The sequence below is a fragment of the Paraliobacillus ryukyuensis genome (genome assembly GCF_003315295.1).
GTDB classification, from domain to species: domain Bacteria; phylum Bacillota; class Bacilli; order Bacillales; family Amphibacillaceae; genus Paraliobacillus; species Paraliobacillus ryukyuensis.
In genome coordinates this window covers 130,207-154,938 of sequence record NZ_QNRI01000006.1, presented here as the reverse complement: position 1 = coordinate 154,938, position 24,732 = coordinate 130,207, and the positions used below count along the sequence as shown (strand labels likewise).

Annotated in this window: 23 protein-coding genes and 1 riboswitch; of the genes, 7 read left to right on the top strand and 16 right to left on the bottom strand. The window is 37.5% G+C overall.

The genetic code is table 11. The features are described 5' to 3' along the window. Positions 1 to 157: 157 nt before the first annotated feature. A complete protein-coding gene (gene metK, locus DES48_RS10445) occupies positions 158 to 1,354 on the bottom strand; it encodes a methionine adenosyltransferase (protein ID WP_113869006.1) in 1,197 nt (398 codons plus the stop codon). A gap of 714 nt (positions 1,355 to 2,068) precedes the next feature. Between metK and DES48_RS10440 the strand changes: the two genes are divergently transcribed. Genes DES48_RS10440 through DES48_RS10430 form a run of 3 tightly spaced genes read left to right on the top strand, consistent with a single transcriptional unit; the run spans position 2,069 to position 4,636 of the window. Continuing rightward, the gene (locus tag DES48_RS10440) at positions 2,069 to 3,058 is read left to right on the top strand and encodes an ABC transporter substrate-binding protein (protein ID WP_113869004.1); all 990 of its coding nucleotides are present in this window, start codon (positions 2,069 to 2,071) and stop codon (positions 3,056 to 3,058) included. 14 nt (positions 3,059 to 3,072) lie between these two features. Continuing rightward, positions 3,073 to 3,852, top strand: a complete 780-nt coding sequence (locus DES48_RS10435; protein ID WP_079710967.1) for an ABC transporter ATP-binding protein — start codon at positions 3,073 to 3,075, stop codon at positions 3,850 to 3,852. After that, positions 3,830 to 4,636: an ABC transporter permease gene (locus DES48_RS10430; RefSeq protein ID WP_113869002.1), complete on the top strand. Its 807-nt coding sequence runs from the start codon at positions 3,830 to 3,832 to the stop codon at positions 4,634 to 4,636. Before DES48_RS10435 ends, DES48_RS10430 begins: the two co-directional genes overlap by 23 nt. Before the next feature lie 130 nt (positions 4,637 to 4,766). Here DES48_RS10430 and ytkD read toward each other — a convergent pair whose 3' ends face one another. The 10 genes from ytkD to DES48_RS10380 form a co-directional block, all read right to left on the bottom strand. Then, complete coding sequence (ytkD, locus tag DES48_RS10425) at positions 4,767 to 5,246, bottom strand: RNA deprotection pyrophosphohydrolase (RefSeq protein ID WP_079710965.1); 480 nt, start codon at positions 5,244 to 5,246, stop codon at positions 4,767 to 4,769. A gap of 12 nt (positions 5,247 to 5,258) precedes the next feature. Further along, positions 5,259 to 5,870 carry a hypothetical protein gene (locus DES48_RS10420; RefSeq protein WP_113869000.1) on the bottom strand — a complete coding sequence of 204 codons (612 nt, stop codon included), beginning with the start codon at positions 5,868 to 5,870 and terminating at the stop codon, positions 5,259 to 5,261. Positions 5,871 to 6,128: 258 nt separating this feature from the next. Continuing rightward, entirely contained in the window at positions 6,129 to 6,968 is an 840-nt protein-coding gene (locus DES48_RS10415) for an ABC transporter ATP-binding protein (RefSeq protein ID WP_113868998.1), read from the bottom strand. 155 nt (positions 6,969 to 7,123) lie between these two features. Then, positions 7,124 to 7,468 carry a YolD-like family protein gene (locus DES48_RS10410; protein WP_113868996.1) on the bottom strand — a complete coding sequence of 115 codons (345 nt, stop codon included), beginning with the start codon at positions 7,466 to 7,468 and terminating at the stop codon, positions 7,124 to 7,126. Between the two features lie 12 nt (positions 7,469 to 7,480). Then, on the bottom strand, positions 7,481 to 8,710 hold the full coding sequence (locus DES48_RS10405; protein WP_113868994.1) for a DNA polymerase IV: 1,230 nt from the start codon (positions 8,708 to 8,710) through the stop codon (positions 7,481 to 7,483). A gap of 93 nt (positions 8,711 to 8,803) precedes the next feature. Beyond that, complete coding sequence (locus tag DES48_RS10400) at positions 8,804 to 10,252, bottom strand: o-succinylbenzoate--CoA ligase (RefSeq protein ID WP_113868992.1); 1,449 nt, start codon at positions 10,250 to 10,252, stop codon at positions 8,804 to 8,806. Positions 10,253 to 10,342: 90 nt separating this feature from the next. Further along, positions 10,343 to 11,161: a 1,4-dihydroxy-2-naphthoyl-CoA synthase gene (gene menB / locus DES48_RS10395; RefSeq protein WP_079710959.1), complete on the bottom strand. Its 819-nt coding sequence runs from the start codon at positions 11,159 to 11,161 to the stop codon at positions 10,343 to 10,345. A gap of 3 nt (positions 11,162 to 11,164) precedes the next feature. Next, positions 11,165 to 11,977, bottom strand: coding sequence for a 2-succinyl-6-hydroxy-2,4-cyclohexadiene-1-carboxylate synthase (menH, locus tag DES48_RS10390; RefSeq protein ID WP_113868989.1), 813 nt, complete (start codon positions 11,975 to 11,977; stop codon positions 11,165 to 11,167). Beyond that, the gene (menD, locus tag DES48_RS10385) at positions 11,958 to 13,712 is read right to left on the bottom strand and encodes a 2-succinyl-5-enolpyruvyl-6-hydroxy-3-cyclohexene-1-carboxylic-acid synthase (RefSeq protein WP_113868987.1); all 1,755 of its coding nucleotides are present in this window, start codon (positions 13,710 to 13,712) and stop codon (positions 11,958 to 11,960) included. Before menD ends, menH begins: the two co-directional genes overlap by 20 nt. After that, positions 13,709 to 15,103: an isochorismate synthase gene (locus DES48_RS10380; RefSeq protein ID WP_113868985.1), complete on the bottom strand. Its 1,395-nt coding sequence runs from the start codon at positions 15,101 to 15,103 to the stop codon at positions 13,709 to 13,711. Before DES48_RS10380 ends, menD begins: the two co-directional genes overlap by 4 nt. Before the next feature lie 460 nt (positions 15,104 to 15,563). Between DES48_RS10380 and DES48_RS10375 the strand changes: the two genes are divergently transcribed. Continuing rightward, entirely contained in the window at positions 15,564 to 16,511 is a 948-nt protein-coding gene (locus DES48_RS10375; protein WP_113868983.1) for a 1,4-dihydroxy-2-naphthoate polyprenyltransferase, read from the top strand. Between the two features lie 14 nt (positions 16,512 to 16,525). Beyond that, positions 16,526 to 16,915: a PaaI family thioesterase gene (locus DES48_RS10370; RefSeq protein WP_245911375.1), complete on the top strand. Its 390-nt coding sequence runs from the start codon at positions 16,526 to 16,528 to the stop codon at positions 16,913 to 16,915. 894 nt (positions 16,916 to 17,809) lie between these two features. Here the strand turns inward: DES48_RS10370 and DES48_RS10360 are convergent. Together DES48_RS10360 and DES48_RS10355 are read right to left on the bottom strand one after the other, a co-directional pair. Further along, complete coding sequence (locus tag DES48_RS10360; RefSeq protein ID WP_079710952.1) at positions 17,810 to 18,382, bottom strand: ECF transporter S component; 573 nt, start codon at positions 18,380 to 18,382, stop codon at positions 17,810 to 17,812. Positions 18,383 to 18,541: 159 nt separating this feature from the next. Continuing rightward, positions 18,542 to 18,677: riboswitch (FMN riboswitch) on the bottom strand. A gap of 97 nt (positions 18,678 to 18,774) precedes the next feature. Next, complete coding sequence (locus tag DES48_RS10355; RefSeq protein WP_113868979.1) at positions 18,775 to 19,833, bottom strand: M20/M25/M40 family metallo-hydrolase; 1,059 nt, start codon at positions 19,831 to 19,833, stop codon at positions 18,775 to 18,777. 94 nt (positions 19,834 to 19,927) lie between these two features. Between DES48_RS10355 and DES48_RS10350 the strand changes: the two genes are divergently transcribed. Further along, positions 19,928 to 20,926, top strand: a complete 999-nt coding sequence (locus DES48_RS10350; RefSeq protein WP_113868977.1) for a potassium channel family protein — start codon at positions 19,928 to 19,930, stop codon at positions 20,924 to 20,926. Between the two features lie 202 nt (positions 20,927 to 21,128). Here the strand turns inward: DES48_RS10350 and DES48_RS10345 are convergent, their stop codons facing one another. Both DES48_RS10345 and DES48_RS10340 read right to left on the bottom strand, forming a co-directional pair. Then, positions 21,129 to 22,106, bottom strand: coding sequence for an NAD(P)H-quinone oxidoreductase (locus DES48_RS10345; protein WP_113868975.1), 978 nt, complete (start codon positions 22,104 to 22,106; stop codon positions 21,129 to 21,131). A 189-nt stretch (positions 22,107 to 22,295) separates the two neighbouring features. After that, positions 22,296 to 23,642: a glucose-6-phosphate isomerase gene (locus tag DES48_RS10340; protein WP_113868973.1), complete on the bottom strand. Its 1,347-nt coding sequence runs from the start codon at positions 23,640 to 23,642 to the stop codon at positions 22,296 to 22,298. 197 nt (positions 23,643 to 23,839) lie between these two features. Between DES48_RS10340 and DES48_RS10335 the strand changes: the two genes are divergently transcribed. After that, positions 23,840 to 24,079: a DUF378 domain-containing protein gene (locus DES48_RS10335; protein WP_079710947.1), complete on the top strand. Its 240-nt coding sequence runs from the start codon at positions 23,840 to 23,842 to the stop codon at positions 24,077 to 24,079. 39 nt (positions 24,080 to 24,118) lie between these two features. Here DES48_RS10335 and yugI read toward each other — a convergent pair whose 3' ends face one another. Beyond that, positions 24,119 to 24,511, bottom strand: a complete 393-nt coding sequence (gene yugI, locus DES48_RS10330) for a S1 domain-containing post-transcriptional regulator GSP13 (protein WP_113868971.1) — start codon at positions 24,509 to 24,511, stop codon at positions 24,119 to 24,121. Positions 24,512 to 24,732 lie beyond the last annotated feature (221 nt).

Below are 24,732 nucleotides of genomic sequence, written 5' to 3'. Positions count from 1 at the left end.
ATTCTATGTTTAGCTTAAACAGCTATATTTGAATGATAATGTTCAATGTGGACAATAATTAGCCAAACTTGTTTACTAAAAAAGCACCTCCAAATTTTAGATAGTGTCTAAAATTTGGGGTGCAGTTCATAACCTGGTGCTTTTTTGATATTTAGATTTATTGCACAAAAGTCTTTAACGCTTCTACTTTATCTGTTTTTTCCCAAGGGAAAGTTGCATCTGTTCTGCCAAAATGACCGTAGGCAGCTGTTTGACGATAGATTGGTTGACGCAAATCTAGCATGCGAATAATACCAGCTGGTCGAAGGTCAAAAATAGAACGCACAGATTGAACGAGCGTTTCTTCACTCACTTTGCCACTTCCAAATGTATTAATTGAAATGGATACCGGTTCTGCTACCCCAATCGCATAAGCAAGTTGTACTTCACAAGCAGTAGCAAGTTCTGCAGCAACAATATTTTTAGCAACATATCTAGCCGCATAAGCCGCTGAACGATCCACTTTTGTAGCATCTTTACCGCTAAATGCACCACCACCATGTCGTGCATATCCACCATATGTATCTACAATAATCTTTCGTCCTGTTAATCCAGCGTCACCTTGTGGCCCACCAATCACAAAACGTCCAGTTGGATTAATAAAATATTTCGTTTCGCCATCCAATAGATGTACTGGAACAATTGGATTAATCACATATTCTTTTAAGTCTGCTTGAATTTTTTCCAGTGGAACATCGGGATGATGCTGCGTCGAAATGACAATTGTATCAATTCGAATTGGTTCATCATTCTCGCCATATTCAACTGTTACCTGTGTTTTCCCATCAGGTCTTAAGTAATCTAACGTTTTATCTTTACGCACATCGGCGAGTTGCTTCGCTAATTTATGAGCTAAAGAAATCGGTAACGGCATTAATTCAGGTGTTTCATTGTTGGCATAACCGAACATTAATCCTTGATCACCCGCGCCAATTGCTTCAATTTCATCTTCTGTCATTTGCCCTTCACGAGCCTCAAGTGCTTGATTAACACCACCAGCTATATCTGGTGATTGTTCGTCAATCGCTGTTAACACAGCACATGTTTCTGCATCAAAACCATATTTGGCTCTTGTATAACCAATTTCTTTTATTGTTTTTCTCACAATTTGAGGAATATCTACATAGGTAGAAGTAGTAATTTCTCCAGCAACTAGGACTAAGCCAGTGGTTACAGTAGTTTCACACGCTACACGTGCATTGGGATCATTTGTTAAGATTTCATCAAGAATTGCATCAGAAATCTGATCACTAATTTTATCAGGATGTCCTTCTGTTACGGACTCTGAGGTAAATAAACGACGATTTGCAGCCATTCTGCTAAATCTCCCTTCTTCTCTTCAATCATAAAAAGCGACCATATATTTTTGTCGAATAGATTTATTTTACGTGTTGTTATTACATTATGCAATAGTTTACTCGTAAAACAACAGACGATTTACACAGTAATAACAATACTATACGAGTGTTATCGTAACGAAACCTAATAGTATTGTCAATAATTCTCGTTCAGATGATTAGTGCATTCGACATATTCCATTTGTACATTTATTTTCAAACAGACACCAGCGGTTTCTAGCGACCCAATGCTAGATCGGATTTCCCATGCGAACGGCTTTTGGTAAATAGCTTAGAGCACCAACCCAACTAGTTAACACACAACGAAGCAATAGATGACGAATAGTAAAGCATCCTTTTAGAATCTTACTATCTGGTTTCTTTACGTGTATTTCACCCTCAAGTGCCTGTTTTTCTTGCTCGGAAATTTCCATTCGTTGTGCGCAGTTTTGTAGCGCTTACCAATCGAACACATAGCTTTGATGATTTTCTTACGTTGTTTGCATAGATAACAATGTTGGTCTTACAAAATAAGGTTGGTCATCGAACATCGAATTACCCTCTCACCATTAATGTACCACGTTCCATTCCCTTTAACCGTTTCTTCGCTAAATCAGAAACTAGGCAAGCACACATTTTTAACCATTTGCATAAATTAAATCACATAGTAGCTTTAAGAAGGGGATATTAACATGAAAAAAAGCTTGTTCGGGGTCGTTCCCATTTTGTTATTACTTATCTTTTCGGGGTGTTCCAGTAGTGAAAGTTTAACTTCTGTAAAAGTAGCGGAAGTAACTCGCAGTATTTTTTATGCGCCACAATATGTTGCACTAGAAAAAGGTTATTTTGAAGCTGAAGGGTTAGATGTAGAATTGCAAACCATTGCCGGTGGTGACAAAGTGATGACTTCTCTAATATCCGATGGTTCTGATATTGGTTTAGTTGGATCAGAAACATCTATTTATGTAGAAGCACAAGGATCGGAAGACCCGATCATCAACTTTGCTCAGCTAACACAAACAGATGGTACATTTCTTGTTGCAAGAGACCCCGTCACTGATTTTTCATTTGAAGACTTAAAAGGAACAGACTTTTTAGGGCAACGTAAAGGCGGTATGCCGCAAATGGTAGGAGAATATGTGTTAAAAGAACATGGCATTGATCCACACGAAGATCTTAACTTAATTCAAAACATCGATTTCGCAAACATTTCAAGCTCATTTTTATCCGGAACTGGAGATTATGTGCAATTGTTTGAACCTACTGCAAGTCAATTTGTAGCAGACGGGAACGGAACGATTGTCGCTTCATTTGGCGAAGCTTCTGGTCACGTACCTTATACCGTTTTTATGGCTAAACAAAGCTATTTAAAAGAAAACCCAGAAATCGCTAAAAAATTTACACGCGCACTCTATAAAGCACAACAATTTGTTCAAGAAAATGATGCCGAAACCATTGCGTCGATTGTGCAACCTTATTTTGAAGAAACAGATGTAAGCTTACTCACCTCTTCCATTAAAAGATACAAAGACCAAGGATCTTTTGCTGAAAACCCAGTACTGGATGAAGAAGAATGGGAAAATTTAAAAGATATTATGGATGAAGCAGGGGAACTACCAGCCGATATCGCGCATAACACTATCGTAAATACAGAAATTGCGGAAGAGGTTATGAACGAATAAGGAGGGAAAGATCCTTGAGTTTATTAAAAGGTAAACAGCTCACACATTACTATTTCAATACTTCGAATTACACAAAAGCACTTGAGAATATCAGTCTTTCTGTCGAGGAAGGCGCCTTTATTTCTCTACTAGGACCTAGCGGCTGTGGGAAAACAACCTTACTGTCCATTTTAGCTGGCATTATTGAGCCTACATTTGGAAAAGTAACACTAAACGAAAAGAACGTGACAGAAACACAAAGTGAAATGGGCTATATGCTGCAACAGGATTATTTATTCCCATGGAAAAAAATTATCGATAATGTATTAATTGGACCAAAAATACGAAAAACGCTGGATAATCAAACCATTGAAAAAGCAAAACAATTACTGAAGGATATCGGTTTATCATCTGTCATTGATGCTTATCCAAGTAGTTTATCAGGTGGCATGCGACAACGTGTTGCCCTGGCCAGGACACTGATTACCGATCCTTCTTTACTCTTACTTGATGAACCATTTTCTGCTTTAGATTTTCAAACAAAGTTGAAACTAGAAGATTTAGTTTCTGCTTTATTAAAGCAATATCATAAGACGTCCATACTAGTTACGCACGATATCGGCGAAGCAATTGCCATGAGTGATCAAATATATGTAATGAATGCGAATCCAGGTAGAATTCACCAACAATTTGAAGTCCCAATTGAACTACGACAATTATCCCCTTTTGATGCAAGAAAACATGCGAAATACCAGCATTTATTTGATCGCATTTGGGAGGAGTTGAATCAACTTGAATCAACATCTATCGGATAAAGCATTATTTGATCAACATAAAAAAAGACTAAAGGCCGAGCATCGAAGTACGAGATATTGGCAATTACTTATATTTATACTTTTTTTCACACTTTGGGAGATAGCGAGTCGCTTACACTGGATTGATCCGTTAATTTTCAGTTCTCCAACGAAAGTCGGGCAGTCGTTAATTAAAAATATTAGTAGTGGAGACTTGTGGTTCCATTTACGGGTTACTGTTTTAGAAACATTTGCTGGTTTTTTACTCGGGACATTTGGTGGGATACTCATTGCTTTCATGCTATGGAATTCACGAAAACTTTACCATGTACTTGATCCATATTTAGTCGTTTTAAACGCTTTGCCAAAAGTAGCATTAGGTCCAATTATTATTGTGGCATTAGGACCTGGCTATGGTTCCATTATTACAATGGGGGCAATCATTTCTATTATTGTCACCTGTTTGGTCGTTTATAGCGCTTTTCGTGAAGTGGATGCTAATTATTTAAAAGTTCTACAAAGTTTCGGTGCTACCAAATGGCAGCTATTTAAAGAAGCGGTATTTCCAGCTTCACTTCCTGCGATTATTTCTACTTTTAAAGTTAATGTTGGACTTTCTTGGGTTGGGGTAATTGTCGGTGAATTTCTCGTAGCTTCCAAAGGTTTAGGTTATTTAATTGTTTATGGTTTTCAAGTATTTAATTTTACACTTGTATTGTATAGTCTGATTGTCATTGCTTTTATTGCTGCGTTAATGTATCAAGCAGTTGATAAGCTAGAAAAATGGCTATTGAAAAAGATTTAAAATTTGGTTAGCAACGGATATCAGTAAGTACATGACATGTGTGGTACAGTATTTACCATGTAAGCTTACTGATATTCAAATAAAAGCCTGTCTTGAAGTTTCCAATTTTTCTGTGCGATACCAAAACTCATTATTTTCTGGTGTTTAACAGGCTATTAATTTGCTTTAAACTGTAAGGTAGCACTTGGTCTTTCATAATAAAACTAAACGTACGATCTGTCTTAATGGTTGAAGGCAATGCTTTTAATAATACAGGGCCTTCCGTTTCATAATAGGTTACTTGCGAAAGCAGGTTATTTATTTCCGCGAAATAAATATTTTTCACCACATGCTCTGTCTTTCCTTTCACATAGTATTGTCCAATGTAAGAAAGCGTCTCAACCAGTCCACCAGTTTCTTCTTTCACCTCACGAATCGCTGCTTCTTCTGCTGTTTCGCCAGCTTCTACTTTTCCACCTGGAAATTCTAATCCGCGATCTTTGTGTTTGGTTAATAGCCACTTTCCTTGCCACCTACAAATAACCCAGACATGCTTTGGATTTTTTTCAAAAGGATGATTTTCAAATGATAGGGTTACTTCGTTAGCGTAATAGTCTTTAAATACTTTCATGTTTGTCCCTCATTATATTGCTTGATTTGAATCTATTGTATCATCATTTTGGTAGTTGTAATTAACGGATGTAATTTTCCATTTTTGTTGTACATAGGACAACTCCAGTTCAATTTCATAATTCCCATACAAGTCACTTTGATTCGATTGCTGAATCCGATACTTATTATCCGATATTTTTTCTTTTTGATAGTCTTGATCTGCAACGAACCATGGTGGCAATTCAGTTGGAACAATATACAATCCATCATCTTTTTCATTATAGTAAACATCAACATATTTTTTTGCAACTTCTGAACTTGCCACATCATTAAACGCTTTAATTAACGCTTGTTTGGTTGACATTCCTTTCACTTTATATTGTTGATCAGTCTCTTGTACTAGTATATCCATAAATGCGCTTGTTTTTTCTACAATTTTTTCATGACTAAGTGTTAGCTCCGTTTTAGTAGCTTGTACATCTTCTTGATCTTTGATGTGTACATCTTCATTTTTGTTAGCTGCTACATTAGTACTGAGCTGCTTGGTTGATTGATTATTGGATGTCATGCCAGAATAGGCAAATAATAATAATGGGATGATAGCTAGCAAACCGATTAAGATCTTACTTCGTTGTCGTTTCATGAATGCACCTCCTCACTATCTTCTATTTTTTTATACCTTTTATGGCAGGGTTTTAAACCCGTTGTTTAAAACGTTTTCTGTCATTCTTTGTATACTATAAGACGTTTTCAACAGTTTGAAAGTTTCAAAAATTTTTTATGTCTTAGGTGCTTATGGCAAAAACAAGGTAACATTATCAGAAAAAAGGCGATACCTACTGTATAGGTATCGCCTTTTTCTCACTATTGGTCTCTATAAAAATTACTATTTATTTTATGCTCAATGTACTTTCGCTGCCTGCATTCTTGATTGAGCCACGGCTTCTTTTATTAAACATCTACCTCTACCGTGTGGAATACACATTGGAGTGCCAAACATTGGATCATACGTAATATCACATTTCATCTGAAAGACATCCTGTACCATTCCGCCGTTAATAATTTCTTCCGGTCTTCCCTGTGTATGGACCTGTTTATCTTTAATCGCTACAATATGATGGGCGTAGCGACAAGCTAAATTGATGTCATGCAATACCATAACAATTGTATTTTGATACTTTTCATTTAACTCAAATAATAAGTCTAACACTTCAATCTGATGGGTCATATCTAAGTAAGTTGTCGGTTCGTCTAATAGGATTGTGTCTGTTTTTTGCGCTAAAATCATCGCAATCCACGCCCGTTGTCGTTGTCCTCCTGATAAAGAATCAACGGTACGATCTTTTAAGTCTAACATATTGGTTGAATCCAGAGCTTCAAGTACTGCTTCTTCATCCTCGTTAGACCATCTATTAAATATCCCTTTATACGGATGGCGGCCTTGTTTGACTAAATCTAATACAGTCAATCCTTCTGGACTAATTGGGCTTTGGGGCAAAATTGATAATTGTTGCGCTACTTCTTTAGTTGGCATTTTAGCGATATTTTCACCATTTAAAACGACACTACCTTGTTTAGGCTTTAGCAAGCGGGCCATTGAACGTAATAAAGTCGATTTTCCACAACCATTTGCACCAATAAAGACGGTAATTTCACCTTTTGGAATTTCCATATTTAAATCATCTATAATAACTGAATCGCCATAACCTAACGTTAACGAGTTTGTAGCAATTGTTCCCATCTGCAATCTCCCCTTACGAGTGTGGCTTGCTAACCAACGCTAGAATTGCTTAAATCAAAGCGTTTTTAAATTTTGCAATTAACTATAATTTTATTTGCTACAAAGGTATTCGTCAATGATTTTGATAATCTTTATCAATTATTTAATAAAAAAAGTTATAAAACGGTAACGTTTAACACGTCAGCAATTGCAATCCAATAAATTTCTTCATTCGCAGTTAGTTGGACCTTTTGCTGGTATGAATCTATTTTTTTAATTTTTCCAATGTGACATACTTCTTGATATGGATCAAAGGTCTCGATCCTAATAGGCAGCTGCTGAGTATAAGCAAAGGTAATATCAACTGAAAACATCGCAAGCTGTTGTTCCTCTATGATTGGTTTTTCTCTTTTGTCTTGTTGTTGATGATGTTTCCGCAACACTTCTTTATGCTCTGGCAACATCATCCGACTGGATTCCCACATGATATTGGAATCTGGTGTTAACTTATTTGGACTCATTGCAACTTCCTCCTATTTATAGTGACCACCAATTTTCTTTGAGCGCACATGCACTTGCCCAGAAGGCATTAGTGAAGACGCTCGAACAATCGCAGTTGGACCATATTTATCATACATCCGATCTATCGCTTTACTTAACGTCTCTTTCTCTTCCACTTGATCAAATAATGATAATTGATAGGTCTCGGCTCTTTCTAACTGCCCTAATGTTATTCCAACCCCTCGAACAGGCGAACCATCCCAAAATTTTTGAAAAAGCAGTGCAGCAACACGATAGATATCCATACCAAAGTGAGTGGCTGTAGCAATTTTTTGTTGGCGATGGAATCCTGTCGGGAGATCGAAATCCACCCCTTTTGTTGCGATCGAGATCCGTTTTCCACAATACTGTTGTCTTCTTGCCCGCCTAGCTACTTCTTCACTAAGCTCTAGTAAAACCACTTTAATATCTTCCCAGCTATAATAATCTTGTGGCAATGTCATATGGTGACCTATCGCTTTTTGCTCTTGATGTGTGTTGATGGTAACAGGACTATAATCAATCCCGTTAGCTGTTCGCCACAATACTTCTCCATTAATTCCCCAACGTTTTTTTAATAAGCGGAGGGGATAGTTTGCTACATTTCCAATGGTATGTAGTCCCATGTGAATGAGGTGTTTTTCCATTCGGCTACCTACACCAAACAATTTACTAATCGGAAGTTGCCATAACTTACTTTCTAAATTGCTTTCATCTAATTGAAAAATACCTTTGCTATTTTTCTTAGCATAAACATCACACGCCATTTTGGCTAATACTTTATTTGGTCCAATTCCGATACGAGCATGGGTTCCCATATCTTCCAGTATCGCTTGCTGAATCTTTTCGGCCATTTGCACTGATGTGCCAAACAGATGCTGACTAGCGGTAATATCGAGGAATTGTTCATCAATGGAATAAGGCTCAACCAAATCTGAAAATTGCTCTAATAATTTGGTGATTTGGTAAGAGACATCAATATACAACTGCATTCGTGGCCGTACTACAACGGCATCTGGGCATTTGATTTGTGCTTCCCAAAGCGGTTCTGCTGTTTTCACCCCTTGCTGCTTTGCGATTGGACAAGCAGCTAAAATAATCCCACTACGTTGTTCGGGATCACCTGACACGATGACAGGTTTATCTGCTAAAGCTGAATTACTTGCTTTCTCAACCGAAGCATAGAAAGACTGCATATCAACTAAAAAGATTACCTTCTCCATTCCATCCATCTCCTGTACTTCAATAATAAAAGAACGCGCGTTTGTATAAAGTATATACGAACACGCGTTCTTTTATCAATGGTAATTACTGTATCATTTAAGCTGTTCGACTAATTTATGACGCACAAGCTTATTAGAAGCATTTCTCGGAAGATGATCAACCACGTAAAAAGCTTTAGGTACTTTATATTTGGCTAAAACATCCGTACATTTTTGTTTTATTTCCTCAAGTTTAAAATTTTTATTGACGACAATAAATGCCACAGGAACCTTTCCCCATTTGGGATCTTCTTTCCCAACAACACCTGCTTCGATAATGCCGTCCATGCTTAGTAGTACATTTTCTATTTCTGCAGGATAGATATTTTCACCACCGGAAATAATTAAATCATTTCTACGATCCACGACATATAAAAATCCTGCCTCATCTAAGTAACCTAAATCACCTGTGGCAAGCCAATCTGTTTGTTTAGATGACGCTCGCTTGTAATATCCTTTTGTCACCATTGGTCCTTTAACAAAAATTTCACCAATAACGCTTGGTACTGCAACCTGATCGTCCTGTTGTATCATGACTTGTGCCGAAAATAATGCCTTACCTGCTGATCCTATTTTTTTCATTGCATCTTTCGGACTTAATGTCACAATCTGTGAAGCTGTTTCGGTCATGCCATAGGTTTGAAATACTGGAATATCGCTCGACGTTGCTTTTTGTAAAAGATGTGCTGACGCTGGTCCACCTCCCAGTAACATACCACGAAACTTGCTTGGATAGCGCCTATCTCCTAATTGTTCGATTAAACGATCCAACATGACAGCAACGACAGACACAATGGTTACGCCTTTATCAATAATCGCCTGATTCACTGATGATGGATCAAAACGGTCTAATAAATAAATAGGCATACCATAAATGACATTTTTCATCAGTAAGGAAAAACCACCAACGTGAAATAACGGCAGTGTAGCTAGCCATTTATCTTGCTGATCTAATCCTAAATTAAGCATCGAGGAGATGGCACTCCACCAATGGTTTCCGTATGTATGCATGACACCTTTAGGATGACCTGTCGTACCTGAGGTGTAAATAATGGTATATAAATCATCGAGATCGATCTCCAACTGTAAAGATCGATTTGCTTGTGGTGATTGATGCACCTCGTCAAACGTAATTACTTTTGGTAATGCTAATTTTTCAAATATCGCTTGTTCGCCTGGTTCAACTAACAAAAAATTAGCATCGGCATCGATTAATTGATAATCGATTTCTTCTGCCGTTAAGCGGGTATTCAACAATATTGCTACAGCTTTCAAATAACTTAATGCATGAATTGCAATGATAAAATCAATGCGTTTATTGGTATAAATCCCAACATGGTCTCCCGCTTTGATACCTAGAATGGATAACTGTTGAGCAAATCGTTTTGCTTTATCGCGTAATTCGAGGTAGGACAATTGACCAAAGGTTGGTGATTCTAAAGCAAGTTCTCCCCCATTTAATACTGCTTGTTTTTCCAACCAATGCGGCATCTTTTCTCCCATGCAATCCCCTCCTGTTCGTCAAATGATATTTTTGTTAATACTTCATATACATAGAAAAAGACGAACAAGTCTGTTCGTCTTTCATTTGCATTAAGGAAATCTAGGGAATTGCTTAAAGTCTGGCTTTCTTTTTTCTTTAAAGGCATCTCTACCTTCTTTCGCTTCATCTGTTGTATAGTATAACAACGTTGCATCTCCGCCCATTTGTTGCAGACCTGCTAATCCATCTGTATCTGCATTGAAAGATGCTTTTAAGAAACGAAGTGCAGTTGGTGATTTATCTAGCATTTCTTCGCACCATTGTACGGTTTCTGCTTCTAATTGATCTAATGGAACCACCGTATTTACTAAGCCCATGTCCATTGCTTCTTGGGCATTATATTGACGGCAAAGATACCAAATTTCACGTGCTTTCTTATGTCCCACGATACGAGCCAAATAACCTGCACCATAACCTGCATCAAAACTTCCTACTTTTGGTCCCGTTTGACCAAAAATTGCGTTATCTGCTGCAATTGTTAAATCACAAACAACATGGAGTACGTGACCGCCGCCGATGGCATAACCAGAAACCATTGCAACAACTGGTTTCGGAATCACGCGAATTAAACGTTGAAGATCAAGTACATTCAAGCGTGGCACGTGGTCTTCTCCGACATAACCGCCATGTCCTCGTACTTTTTGATCGCCACCAGAACAGAATGCGGCATCCCCTGCCCCTGCTAATACAATCACACCAATTTTAGAATCATCACGTGCATATGAAAATGCATCGATTAATTCCTGTACAGTAAGTGGTGTAAATGCATTTCTCACTTCTGGACGGTTAATTGTTATTTTTGCTATTCCATTATAAGTTTCATAAAGAATTTCACTATATTCTCGTTCACTTGTCCATTCAATGGCCATTTGTTACTCCTCCATTCGTGTAATAAAATCTTTCACCATTGTAGCAAATTTTTCTGTTTGTTCCACATGAATGGCATGTCCTGCTTCTGAAACAATATGTAAGTTAGCAGGTTGACAATGCTTTTTCATTTCATATGCTATCATAACAAACTTCTTATCCCACTCGCCAACAATCAATGAAACTGGCATCGTCAAGGTTGCTAGCTTATCCCACCAAGACGGTTGAACTCCGGTTCCCATGCCTCGTAAAGAAGCAGCCAGACCAGAAGCCGTTTGGGAAAGCCGTTCTTCTTTTATACGACGTTTTTCAACAGTTGTCAATTGTTGTTGCGATGAAAAAAGGGCGATTTTTTCCCAATAGTTAACGAACCATGCCATTCCTTGTGTTTCCATTTCTTCAGCCAACGCCTCATCTTTTGTTTGTCTAGCCATTTGTTCTTCTATAGATTCCAAGCCAGGAGATGCGCTTTCTAATGTAAGCGATCGTACGCGTTCTGGATGAAGCATAGCGAAAGAAAGTACCGTGCGTCCTCCCATAGAATAACCAACAAAGTGCGCTTTATCTATCGCTAACTCATCTAATAATTGTGCTAAGTGATCACAGAATGTTTCCATGCGAATTGGTCTGTCTATTTGTGATTTTCCATGACCAGGTAAATCAATGGCAATACACCAATGGGTACCACCAAACATTTCGATTGTTTCTTTCCAGGTTTTATAACTACCAGTAAAGCCATGCAAAAAAACAACTGGTGTCGCTTCTTTATCACCATAAGTTTCTAGCCAATACTGTTGCTTACTTACCGTCAGATACATGGAGTTCCTCCTCGATATGCATGGCTATCTTTCTCCATTTTTGCTCATGCCATGCTGCATTATGAGTGCGAACAGTGTTTAATTCAATAATTGATAATCCTGATCGTCGGTAACTTTCTTTCAATGCTTCTTGATAAGCTTCCCACGTTTTTGGATTCGCATAGTTCCCCTTATATAATTGTGCAACATGAGATAAATCAAGATCCAATGGTGTACCGAATAGTGCTTCATAATGTGGACTTTGTTGTTTTGCTTGTGGTAAGAAAGAAAAAATCCCACCGCCATTATTGTTAATTAATACAATGGTAAGATTAAGCCCGTATTGCTTTGCCATTAACAGCCCATTTTGATCATGAAAAAACGACACATCCCCAATAAATAATGTTACGCGTTTACTAGCTGTTGCAGCCCCTAACGCACTCGAGATCACCCCGTCGATTCCATTAGCTCCTCGGTTTGCTAGCATTTTTATTATTTTATTAGTAGCAAACCAAAAGGTATCTACATCACGAATCGCCATGCTGTTTCCAATAAATAACGTACTATTATCAGGTATGTGTTCTGCTAAATGGACGACTGCATGCCCTTCATTTAAGCCTTCTTCATCATGTTCTTTTAGGATATTCATTGCGACTTGATTATAGCTCTGCCATTGCTTTACCCAGTTTAAATCAAACTGAAACTTCGGTAACTCAAGCATAGTAGCACAAAACATAGCAGGATCGGTATAAAAGACTGTGGCACCATGACCAACTGGCTCACGAAATCCTTGGTCTTCCTCCACAATATAATGATCAATTGCTGGTTTTTCCTTAAGCCACAGTGTATATGGTTTTGACACCGGCATTGCACCAAATCGTATAATAAAGTCTGGTTCTAGCTTTTCACGCGTATTAGGATCTTTTAGAATTGCATCATAACTATCAATCACAACTCGCTTATTGGTTACCCCTTGTCGTAATTGTGATAGAGGATCAGCCAAGACCGGTATTTGCCAGGCTTCCGCCAACGCTAATAGTTCTACTAGTGCGTCATTGTCCTGCATTGGCCCACACACAATTAAACCTTTTTTGTATTGCTTTAATTGCTCATACAGTTTATCTAATTCTGGTGTAGACAGCTGTTTTTGTCCTTGGTGAAATTCCAAATGTTTCGCTTTTTCCTGGTTGCCCCATAAGTTTGGCAGAGAGAAATCAGGTACAAGCGGCTCCCGGAAAGGAAAATTCAAGTGCACTACCCCTTTATTTTTCCCGTTTGCAACATGAAAAGCACGCGCAGCCATCGAACGAATATAACCTAGTGATCGGTCTGTGGCTTCAGGTAAACTTAGCTCTTGAAACCATTTAGCATATTCTCCATATAAATGTAATTGATTGATAGCTTGCGGTGCTCCAACATCTCTTAATTCATGCGGTCGATCAGCTGTAAGCACAAGTAAAGGTACGCGACTATAATAAGCTTCAATAACTGCTGGATAATAATTCGCAGCTGCAGTTCCAGATGTACAAACAAGTGCAACCGGCTGGTTGGTTTGTTTGGCAATCCCAAGTGCAAAAAAACCTGCCGAACGCTCGTCCATATTTACCCAAGTCTTGACGTCAGGATGCTCAGCAAATGTCATTGCTAATGGCGTCGATCGTGAACCGGGGGAGATAACCACATTCCCTAATTCATGCTGTGCTAATTCATCAACAAATGCAGCAACATATCTTGATAACGCTTCTGTGTAATTCATGTATTTTCTCCCCTTAATGCACTACGCATTGGCGCAAATTTCATTACTGTTTCTTGGTATTCGGCATCAGGATCAGAGTCTTTCACAACACCACAACCAGCGAACAATGTTGCTGTTTTACCTTTCAATAAACCTGAGCGTATTGCAACGCCAAACTCACCGTTTTGATTAGCATCAAACCACCCAATAGGCGCGCCATACCAACCGCGTTCCAACGCTTCAAAAGAACGGATAAAGGATAAAGAAGCTTCTCTAGGTAATCCCCCTAAAGCAGGGGTAGGATGTAGGTTTTTAACAATATCTAGTATGCTATAGTCTTTTTTTAGTTTGGCAGTAACTGGTGTATACAAGTGTTGCAAATTTTTCAAAGGATAAATCACTGGTTGATCAGGTACATAAACGGATTCACAAGCATCAGTAAGGGCATGTTCAATCATTTCTACCACATAATCATGCTCTTCTCTATTTTTTCTGTCATGCAATAAGTGATCGGCAATATGCTGATCCTCTCCGGTTGTTTTTCCTCTTGGAGCAGTACCTGCTAGACATGCAGAAAATACTTGTTCTTGCTCTACTCGTACAAGTCGTTCTGGCGTTGCCCCAATAAAGCACGAATCGCCCTGCTCATAGGCAAATATAAAACTTCTCGTCTGTACACGCATTAATTCTTTTAGAACAGACTGGATAACGGGGAGGGAATCAAAATGAAGATTCATGGCTCGAGCTAACACAATCTTAGCCGCTTTCCCTTGCTTAATTTCCTCTGTAGCTTTTTTTACGGTTTCTTTCCATTCCATTGGATATACTTCTTCTGTAAAAGCTATTTTTGCTTGCGCTTGTATAGCTGCTGTATTAGAAAGTAAAATCACTTTTTGTTGCTCTATTTGTTCCAAAAGATCTGCTTTTTTATCTTGCGGAGATACAACTATATTCATTGTTAAAAAGAATTCTCCATTATGACGTGCCAATAAGTATGATGGAATACGAAAGTGGCTACCATCGAAATCATCCCAAACTTGACTAAGAGATTCTGTTGGATCAAAAGGAAAACCTCCAAAAGCAACAAAACCAGTACCAGGCTGTCGATAGCTATTATGGATGAATGCACGATCCAACACATGTTTCCACTGCTGTTCAATTTGATAATAGGCGTTCGTATTTGCTTGTAGCGTATATGCTTCTCCCGCTCCTACCAAATAAAAGTCATCTGTAGCACTAGACCAAAAAAAACGATTATCCCCTAAGACTTTGGCCTGATCAAAAAAAGTGAATGGATCTACATCATTTATTTTTTCAGTTAAACTTATTATTTGTTCTATTTGTTGATTTTTTGCCGTTTTCATTGCTTTATCAATCAAGATGTCTAACGGTTTCTGTGTTGTTTCAATCATGGTCAACCCTCCAATAATGATAGGGGTTATTTCATTCAGACATAAAAAATCTGTTCTATTTTATTCACGAATTGTGTTGACGTAAAACTTTTCCCCATATATATTCTATTCTCTTTTGTATTGTTTCTCAACAATACTAACTTACCCACTTTAACGGGGTGTAACACACGTCCCTAAAGATAGTTAGGATAGCCTCTACAAGTAAGGGAAAACTGCTTTTAACGAACGAGATCATTGGGCACATCATCCGTTTGCATTCTACGGTATATGCTATTTCTAACGATTGACTGTATAAATGTGGATACACCCCTCAATCTGTTGACATCAACCGCTGCGTTCTCTAAACTTATAATGATATCATAGCATTATCATTATAAATTTCACACCATGACACGACAACCTATGTATTTAATTTCCAATAAGGGGTTTTACATTAGTAGTTAGGAGAGAGAAAGAACACATGCAATCATTAGAAAATAATACAGTAAAATCAGCATTAAATGAAAAACCAGGCTTTCATGTTTGGTGGCGATTATTAAGACCACATACACTTACTGCTTCCTTTGTTCCAGTATTTATCGGGACCATGTTAGCTATCTTAGATGGATCCATTCATTTTTTGTTATTTTTAGCGATGCTTGTAGCCGCTATGCTAATTCAAGCAGCTACAAATATGTTTAATGAATACTATGATTTTGTCAGAGGGCTAGATAACGAAAATTCTGTCGGTATTGGTGGAACAATTGTCCGAGATGGCATTGCACCAAAAAAAATCTTTTGGTTAGCTATTACATTTTTCTTACTTGCTATGCTATTAGGAGTTTACATCTGTTTACAATCGAATTGGTGGGTGATGGCTGTTGGGTTAGTATGTATGCTATTTGGTTACCTTTATACAGGCGGGCCTTATCCGATTGCTTCAACCCCCTTAGGTGAGATTGTCTCTGGTTTTTTTATGGGAACCATGCTCATCGGCATCAGTTATTTTGTCCAAACCATGACCATAACAACTGATATGATTGTCATATCAATTCCTGTGGCTATTTTAATTGGTATGATTTTGTTATCCAATAATATTCGTGACTTGGAAAATGACAAAGAAAATGGCAGAAAAACGATTGCTATTCTGTTAGGACAAGAAAAAGCCGTTACACTTCTAGCTACTTGTTTTCTAGTTAGTTATGTGCTTACCATTGTTTTCATCGGCTTAGGAATCTTGCCTATCTGGTCTTTAGTTGCTTTATTAAGTAGTAAGAAAGCAAAACAAGCAATTGATGGTTTTAGAGGTAAAAAAACAAATGTGGAAAAAATACCTGGCATGGTTGCCACAGCGAAGACGAATACCGTCTATGGTGCGTTATTAGGATTGTCTTTGCTTATCCAGATATTTATTCCTTTTTCTTTGTAAAGGGGGGGAGTTAATTGAATTTTAATGCTACGCTAATGGAAGTCCTAGAAATGGAGTTGCTCACAAGTCAGCCCGATTTAGTTGAAATGCGCATGCCTGTCAATCAGAAAACAAGGCAACCAATGGGCTTTTTACACGGGGGAGCAAGTGTTGCTTTAGCAGAAACAGCGGCAAGTATTGGCGCCTCATCTAATGTTGACTTAGCAAAACACCTTATCTTCGGTATTGAGATAAATGCGAACCATGTAAAAAGTAAACGAGACGGATGGGTATTGGCTCGTGCTACTCCAAAACATATTGGGAAAACAACCATGGTATGGCAAATCGATATTGTCGATGAAAACGAGCAATTAATTTCAACAGCGCGATGTACCATTGGTGTTACCGACAAAAAACAAACATAAAACGTATGTGAAATATAATATAAAACTTCGCCCTAGCTCATTAACTGAGTACTGCGAAGTTTTTTCTTGCATTCATGTTAAAAACAGTCAAAATGTGACTGTTTTTATTTCCGTAAAGGATCCTTACCACTATCGAAAATAGTTCTTATTCCTATTCCAATATAGGCACCTACAAATGTAAATATGACGATAAAAATAGTACTCCACCATTCCATTTCCGTAACTTGAAAAGAACTTAAGATAAATTCAAGTAGAAGTGAAACGACGATACAAATAAAGAAGAATTTAACTGATTTCATGTGACCTCCTTGATATTATCTTGTGCTCAAAAGAAAGATTACGATAACCACAATTCATTACATTTCTACCGATTCGTTTAACATAAAATTCCACGAAATCTTTTTTTATATATTACAACACTTAATGTGTTAATTATATACCCTGAAAAGAATGGTTCTCTGTCAAATGTGGTGGTGTGATTTTCACTCCACCATCTCTTTTATTACACTTACATTATTCATCATACTTGCACCTGAACCGCAGGGGAAATATACTCGCTTTCCTCGGGCACACAGGACGTGGGTCAGTTAAACGTTGTCACAGGACGTGACGGTTTTCGTCTAACTTCTAGCCGCTTAACCAAGTGGATCTTCGAACGCGTGGGACTGCGATTACTCGTCCCATCGAAAACATTTGCTGTTCCCGCAGGAATCTCGCATATTACCTCTGCTTTAGGGGAATAAAAGAGAGGGGATTGACTGTTTTTTTTTTTTGCTTCGATGGAACCTTTGATAAATCAAGGAATAACACCACATTTAGTATAGAGCCAAAAGAATTCTATAAAAGATAAAAAGGCTTTCTCAGCTAGACTGAGAAAGCCTTTTTATCTTTTATTTAGCGAAATGCTGCGCTTTTTTGCTCTAACCACGGTTTTAACTTAATAAATAGTGGCACAAATAATGCGGTTAAAATAATACCTTTCACAAAGTTAAATGGTAGTACGCCACCTAGTACTGTTCCTAATTTCACTGCGCTACTCATGGTTTCCCACCCCATGAACATGCTATACGCAGGTAAAAGAACAAGATAATTTAATACGCTCATACCGATCGCCATTGCGACGGTACCTGTAATTAAACCAGTAACAATACTTTTCTTACCTTTTATTTTGTGATAAAGCATAGCCACTGGGAAAACAAATAGTGTGCCTGCCACAAAGTTGGCTATAATTCCGATTGGATCACTTGCCCCCATAAACATGGCATACAATAGATTTTTAATTGCCTCAACTAAAATTCCTGCAGCTGGTGTGAATAATAACCCAGCAATTAGCGCCGGAACTTCACTGAAATCAACCTTTAAATACGGCGGTAAAAAAGGTATTGGGAAATTCAGAAATAATAAAACCATCGAAATGGCACCAAGTAAAGCAATGATAATTAATTTTAATAAACGTGATGATTGCATAACAATCTTCCTCCTCCATCTTTTATCGATTCCAATCTTGCTTTTGATGAAGGGAGAGCAATGCTTTCCATCTAAAATAAAAACTCTAAAACCTCATAGTGGGGGCTTTAGAGTTTATTTATCAGGAAATAAAGGCGTAGGAAATACACCTTCTTGCTCCTTTATCTTCTCCCATCCAGACTTTAACTGTCGGTTCTGGAGTTTCACCAGATCCACCGCATAAGCGGGTCACGGACTTCAAGCTATTACACTTGTTACCGTCGGTCGGGAATTACACCCTGCCCCGAAGATAGAACCGATATTTAATTTAATTACATTATACACAGAGAAACACTTCTTGTGAAGTACCTTGCATGTGAATTTTGTCACAAATTTGTGACAGGTATATACGATTAGTCTTCTAACGGATTTAAGCTTTCTTCTCCAGTCATAGAAGCAATCATTTCTACTAGTAATTCGATTTCTTCATCAATATCTTTCATACTCACTGTTTCAACCGGTGAGTGCATGTAACGTAACGGTAAGGATACAAGGCTGATTGGTACACCTTTACCTGTTACACGCATTTTATCCGCATCTGTGCCAGTCATGCGTGGTGTTAATTCATATTGTACTTTCATGTTTAATCGTTTTGCTGTGTCTTCTAATAGTTTATTCATTTTTCGATTAATTGGTGCACCTTTCGCTAAAACAGGGCCACCGTCTAGTTGAACATCGCCATGTTTTTGCTTGTTCACACTTGGGTAATCTGTCGCAAATGTTACATCACAAGCAATTGCCATGGTAGGTTCAATACCAGCTGCTGCAAAATAAGCCCCACCCATATTTGTCTCTTCATTAACCGTACTCGCAGCATATACGCCAACTTTTAAATCTTTTTCTGACAATCGACGTAATACTTCAGCCACAATAAACGCACCAGTTCGATTATCTAGGCCACGTCCAGCGATATAACGATCCATTAATACTTCTGGTTCGCGTTTATAAACCGCTAAATCACCAATCTGTACAAATTGCTCAATCTCTTCTTTTGATTTTGCGCCACAATCAATAAATACGTCTTCTAAATCAAAATCACCTTTAATCCCACCATGATGTTGGGCGTTCACGCCAATGACACCGGTAATCGTTTTACCATAACCAAGAACAGTGACCTTCATACCGATCGCAGCCTTTGGATTGATACCACCCATTTTGTCAATATACAGATATCCCTGTGTATCAATTCGATTAATTATCAACGCAATTTCATCACAATGACCTGCAAGCAAAATTTTAAATGGGGCCTCTTTGTTTAACACCCCAATCGCATTTCCCGCATTATCGGTCATGATTTCATCCGCAAAAGGTTGGACCTCATTGATCCATTTCTTTTGGATGTCCATCTCCATACTAGAAGGAGAGGGTGTTGTTAATAAGTTTAATAAAAAATCTTGTCGTTGTTTTTCCATTATGTATCCCTCCTATTAGTCATATCATATCAAATTTTAGGGCATTACTACACGAAAGATGCTTTTTATTATCTTAAAAAGAAAGGGAATTCGAATGTATTTATATAAATTATTTCATTTTTATTTCCGCTTACCCGTGTTGATTCGCTTACTCTTAACGGTTAGTATATTAATGCTTAGTTTTGGTATTATTATTCATGTAATAGAGCCAGAACATTTCCCAAGCATATTTGATGGCATTTGGTGGGCATTTGTCACAGGGTCAACTGTTGGATACGGCGACTTTGTGCCATTAAGTTCTCTCGGAAAAATTATCGGGATTTTATTAATATTAACTGGTGGTGGGCTTGTTACTTTTTATATGGCAACGGTATCTTCAACTACCATCAAGCGCGAGGAAGCAATAAAACGAGGGGACACTGTTTTTAAAGGAAAACATCATATTATCTTTATTGGATGGAATGAACGCGCACGTCAACTGTTAGCCATGTTGGAGGAACTAAATAAAAAGGAACACGTCGTACTAATCGACCGTACCTTAAAACAATTACCTCAACAAGCAGGTGATTGCCATTTTGTTCGCGGAGATCCGACTTCCGATGACATCCTAGCCAAAGCAAATATTCAAGAAGCAGCCTATGCGGTGATTACCGCCGATCCTGCTAAACAAGAATCACACGCTGATCAAACCAGTATTTTAACTACGTTAGCACTACGTGGAAACAATCCGAAAGTGTATATTATAACGGAAATTTTAACAAAGGAACAACTCTCAAATGCAAAACGTGCTGGAGCAGACACAGTGATACGATCCAATGACTTTATGAGCACACTTTTCTTCCACGAGATCTTTCGAGCATCAGCAGTGCAGCCGTTTGAAATGTTATTAAAAATTTTAGCCAAACAACAGTTTTCGTTAACGGATGTTTCCGAGGAGTTAGCTGAGCAAACATTTTTACAAATTTCAAATACGCTTGTTTCCGCCGAATATTTATTAATCGGCATTGTAAAGCAGCATGAAATTATGATTAATCCCTCTTATGATACAATTGTAACAACAGAGGATAAGCTACTTTTATTAGAGCCAATGTAATTGATCTCATTCATTGCACGGGGCACCCACTGCAATAAATGAGACTTTTTCATGATAACCATTAAAATGATTGTATAGCAACCAATCCGTCTAACATTCAACCTACTTCTCCTGCTAATTGACCTTCTTGCTCTCATAAGAAACACCCTATAGAAATGCTTTTGAACATGACTACTCTATAGGGCTACTTTTGAAAGTTATTTTATTTTACTTTTAAAACAATTTTACCTAGATTGCGATTTTCTTCCATCATCTGATGTGCTTGTTGTACATCTTCTATAGCAAACACAGCATCAACAATCGGTTTTAAGCTTCCATTTTCAAAAAGTGTGTAAGTTTGATGAGAAAATGCTTGGGTCAACTCAGCTTTATATTGATCACTTCTCGGTGTTAAGAGCGTTCCGGTTAATTGAATTCGTTTCGCCATTAAATGCATTAAATTTACATGCTCAATGGTAGTTCCACCTAATACGCCGATTACGACCCAACGTCCATCCACAGCAATGCTTTGTAAATTTTTTTGCCAATATTGCGCACCAATAAAATCTAAGATAAGTGAAACACCTTGTTCATTAGTCGTTTTAACTACTTCTTGCGCAAAATCCTGCTCTTTATAATTTATTAAAACATCAGCGCCAAGTTCTTTCCCTTTCGCTAACTTTGTTGATGAACCTGCTGTCGTAAGAATAAAAGCATCACTCAGTACGTTAGCCAATTGAATAGCTGCTGTACCAACTCCACTGCCACCAGCATGAATTAAAACAGATTCTTTTTTGCTTAGATTACCAATCCAATATAATGTTTGGAAAGCGGTTAAGAAAACTTCTGGTATGGCTGCAGCATCGGTGAAATCAAGGTTATCTGGAATCTTCATGGCACGACCTGCCGGCATTGTAGCAAATTCCGCATAGCCACCACCATTTACTAATCCCATCACACGGTCACCTATAGCAAATCCTTGTTGACCATTTGCATTGGCCACAACTCCAGCTACTTCCACACCGATAATCGGGTTCGACGCATAGCCTGTTTTTCCTTCTCGATTCATAATATCTGTTCGATTGACTGCAGCAGCATGGACTTCAATTAACAATTCTCCTGTTTGTAAAGTTGGTTCAGGCATATCCGTATAAATTAACTGTTCTTTTCCACCTGGTTCTTTTGCAATAACACCTTTCATATTGAAAACCCCTTTTATGCATTCGTTTTAATTTGATGACTAAGCAATATACAATTTAAAGTGTGATTATTATATCATGTTGCGCTGTCGTATTCTAAGGAGAAGCTTTACACTTTACTCCTATTGGGCTGTTCAATAAATATATCAAACAAAAAACCTTCACAACTTTAGTTATGAAGGTTTTTGGAATTATAATCTTTTCTCTAATTCTTCTTTTTCTTTTTCAAAACCAGGTTTGCCAAGCAAAGCAAACATGTTTTTCTTGTATGCTTCTACACCAGGTTGATCAAATGGATTAACTCCTAGTAAGTAGCCACTAATTGCACAAGCTTTTTCAAAGAAATACACTACATAACCAAATGTATATGCATCTAATTTAGGAAGATGAACAATTAAGTTTGGTACTTGACCATCTGTGTGTGCAAGCATCGTACCTTGATAGGCTTTTTCATTAACAAAATCAACTGTTTCCCCAGCTAGATAATTCAAGCCATCTAGGTTTTGTGCATCTTCTTCAATCGTTAAGTCGTATTTAGGTTCCTCAACATGAAGGACAGTCTCAAAAATATCACGTCGACCTTCTTGTACATATTGTCCTAAAGAGTGCAAGTCGGTAGAGAAGTTTGCAGAAGATGGATAAATACCTTTGAAATCTTTTCCTTCACTCTCACCGAATAGTTGTTTCCACCATTCACTGAAATATTGTAGGGCTGGTTCATAATTAATCAGCATTTCAATTGTTTTGCCTTTGTTATACAATACATTACGAATGGCAGCATATTGATAAGCAGGGTTTTTATCGATATCTGCTTCACTTAATTCTTCTTGTGCTTTTTGGGCGCCTTGCATCATTGTATCAATATCGATACCACTTGCAGCAATTGGTAAAAGACCTACAGCTGTTAATACAGAGTAACGACCACCAACATCATCAGGAATGACAAATGATTCGTAACCCTCTTCTGTTGCAAGTGTTTTTAAGGCACCTTTTGCTTTATCTGTTGTCGCATAAATACGTTTTTTTGCTTCCTCTACACCGTATTTGTCCTCTAGGAATTTACGGTAAATACGGAATGCTAAAGCCGGTTCTGTTGTTGTTCCACTTTTAGAAATAACGTTAATCGATACATCTTTACCTTCTAATAAATCAAATAGTTCCTTCATGTAAGTAGAACTAATGCTATTTCCAACAAAGATTACTTGTGGTGTATCACGTTTTTCTTTATCTAACGTATTGTAGAAAGAATGGTTTAGCATTTCTAATGCTGCACGCGCACCTAAGTAGGATCCCCCAATACCAATTACTAATAAAATATCTGAATCTGATTTAATTTTATTAGCAGCTTTTTTTATTCGAGCAAATTCTTCTTTGTCATAATTTGTCGGTAAGTTTACCCACCCTAAAAAATCGTTTCCTGCGCCTGTTTTGTTATGTATCATCTCGTGTGCCAATTTCACAGGCTCTTTTAAGTAAGCTATTTCGTGCTTACCAAAGAAAGTTAACGCTTTATCATATTCAAACCGTACATGTGTCATTTAATACCCTCCAATTCAAAAATAGAGCTTACTATTTTAATTTAACGAAACAAGCTTTGTAAATCAAGTGACAAAACTAGAAAAACAAAAGAATTAATAAAATTTTACATTTTTATGAAGACATAAATGAACTAACGTATACTTTTGGTAAAGTGAGTTATCCTATAGCTGATCACAATTTTAAGGAGGTTATTGGGTTGAATACATTGCAACGAATAACTTTGGCACTAATCATTATCGGAGCGATCAACTGGGGGCTCATTGGTTTATTTCAGTTTGACTTAGTAGCTGCAGTCTTTGGTGGCGGAGAACAGAGTGGAGCTTTTGCGAGAGTTATTTATACATTAGTCGGCATTAGCGGATTGGTTTGTCTATCCTTACTGTTCAAACCTTCTGAGGAAATGGCTACATCAAAAAGTCCTCAACCTGAAAAATAAGAGAAAAGCCTCTTAGCTCTACGCTAAAAGGCTTTTTTCTTATTTTTTGTTGAATGATTTTACGCGATCTTCTGATTGTTCAATCCATTCATTTAGTTTATCTTTTAATGTGTTAAAACCTGCTTCTTCTTTTGGTGCTTGTGTTTGTGTTTGTTTTACTTGTTTAGGTTTTTCTTGTTGCTTTGGTGCTTCTTCTGTCGCACGAATAGATAATGAATATTTATTATTTGCTTCATCAATAGATAAAATTTTCACTTTAACATCATCACCAACAGTTAAAAATTCGTTAATATCTTTAACAAATCCGTGGGTAACTTCTGAAATGTGAACTAATCCTTGTACTTCATCATCTAAGGCAACAAATGCACCATATGGTTGAACACCTGTAACTTTTCCTTCTACTACTTGTCCTTCTGTAAACTTATCTGACATACCAACATCTCCTACTATTTTATTTTATGGTCGACTTAGATATTTTCAAACTGTTATATCTATTTATACACAATTATTAATTCTAACATATTATACAAAAATATAAAATTTATTTTTAAGAAATATGTTTAATCAAAGCTAAAATTGGTAATATTAAAACTGTAATAAGTAAGACTTTCTCGTATTCCCCCTGTGAAGCAAAGCGTTAAACGCTTTGCTTA

Bases quoted from the DNA above. Each gene is read 5' to 3' on its own strand.
- metK (WP_113869006.1), bottom strand. From the start codon at position 1,354: ATGGCTGCAAATCGTCGTTTATTTACCTCAGAGTCCGTAACAGAAGGA.
- DES48_RS10440 (WP_113869004.1), top strand. From the start codon at position 2,069: ATGAAAAAAAGCTTGTTCGGGGTCGTTCCCATTTTGTTATTACTTATC.
- ytkD (WP_079710965.1), bottom strand. From the start codon at position 5,246: ATGAAAGTATTTAAAGACTATTACGCTAACGAAGTAACCCTATCATTT.
- DES48_RS10420 (WP_113869000.1), bottom strand. From the start codon at position 5,870: ATGAAACGACAACGAAGTAAGATCTTAATCGGTTTGCTAGCTATCATC.
- DES48_RS10415 (WP_113868998.1), bottom strand. From the start codon at position 6,968: ATGGGAACAATTGCTACAAACTCGTTAACGTTAGGTTATGGCGATTCA.
- DES48_RS10410 (WP_113868996.1), bottom strand. From the start codon at position 7,468: ATGAGTCCAAATAAGTTAACACCAGATTCCAATATCATGTGGGAATCC.
- DES48_RS10405 (WP_113868994.1), bottom strand. From the start codon at position 8,710: ATGGAGAAGGTAATCTTTTTAGTTGATATGCAGTCTTTCTATGCTTCG.
- DES48_RS10400 (WP_113868992.1), bottom strand. From the start codon at position 10,252: ATGGGAGAAAAGATGCCGCATTGGTTGGAAAAACAAGCAGTATTAAAT.
- menB (WP_079710959.1), bottom strand. From the start codon at position 11,161: ATGGCCATTGAATGGACAAGTGAACGAGAATATAGTGAAATTCTTTAT.
- menH (WP_113868989.1), bottom strand. From the start codon at position 11,977: ATGTATCTGACGGTAAGTAAGCAACAGTATTGGCTAGAAACTTATGGT.
- menD (WP_113868987.1), bottom strand. From the start codon at position 13,712: ATGAATTACACAGAAGCGTTATCAAGATATGTTGCTGCATTTGTTGAT.
- DES48_RS10380 (WP_113868985.1), bottom strand. From the start codon at position 15,103: ATGATTGAAACAACACAGAAACCGTTAGACATCTTGATTGATAAAGCA.
- DES48_RS10375 (WP_113868983.1), top strand. From the start codon at position 15,564: ATGCAATCATTAGAAAATAATACAGTAAAATCAGCATTAAATGAAAAA.
- DES48_RS10360 (WP_079710952.1), bottom strand. From the start codon at position 18,382: ATGCAATCATCACGTTTATTAAAATTAATTATCATTGCTTTACTTGGT.
- DES48_RS10355 (WP_113868979.1), bottom strand. From the start codon at position 19,833: ATGGAAAAACAACGACAAGATTTTTTATTAAACTTATTAACAACACCC.
- DES48_RS10350 (WP_113868977.1), top strand. From the start codon at position 19,928: ATGTATTTATATAAATTATTTCATTTTTATTTCCGCTTACCCGTGTTG.
- DES48_RS10345 (WP_113868975.1), bottom strand. From the start codon at position 22,106: ATGAAAGGTGTTATTGCAAAAGAACCAGGTGGAAAAGAACAGTTAATT.
- DES48_RS10340 (WP_113868973.1), bottom strand. From the start codon at position 23,642: ATGACACATGTACGGTTTGAATATGATAAAGCGTTAACTTTCTTTGGT.
- yugI (WP_113868971.1), bottom strand. From the start codon at position 24,511: ATGTCAGATAAGTTTACAGAAGGACAAGTAGTAGAAGGAAAAGTTACA.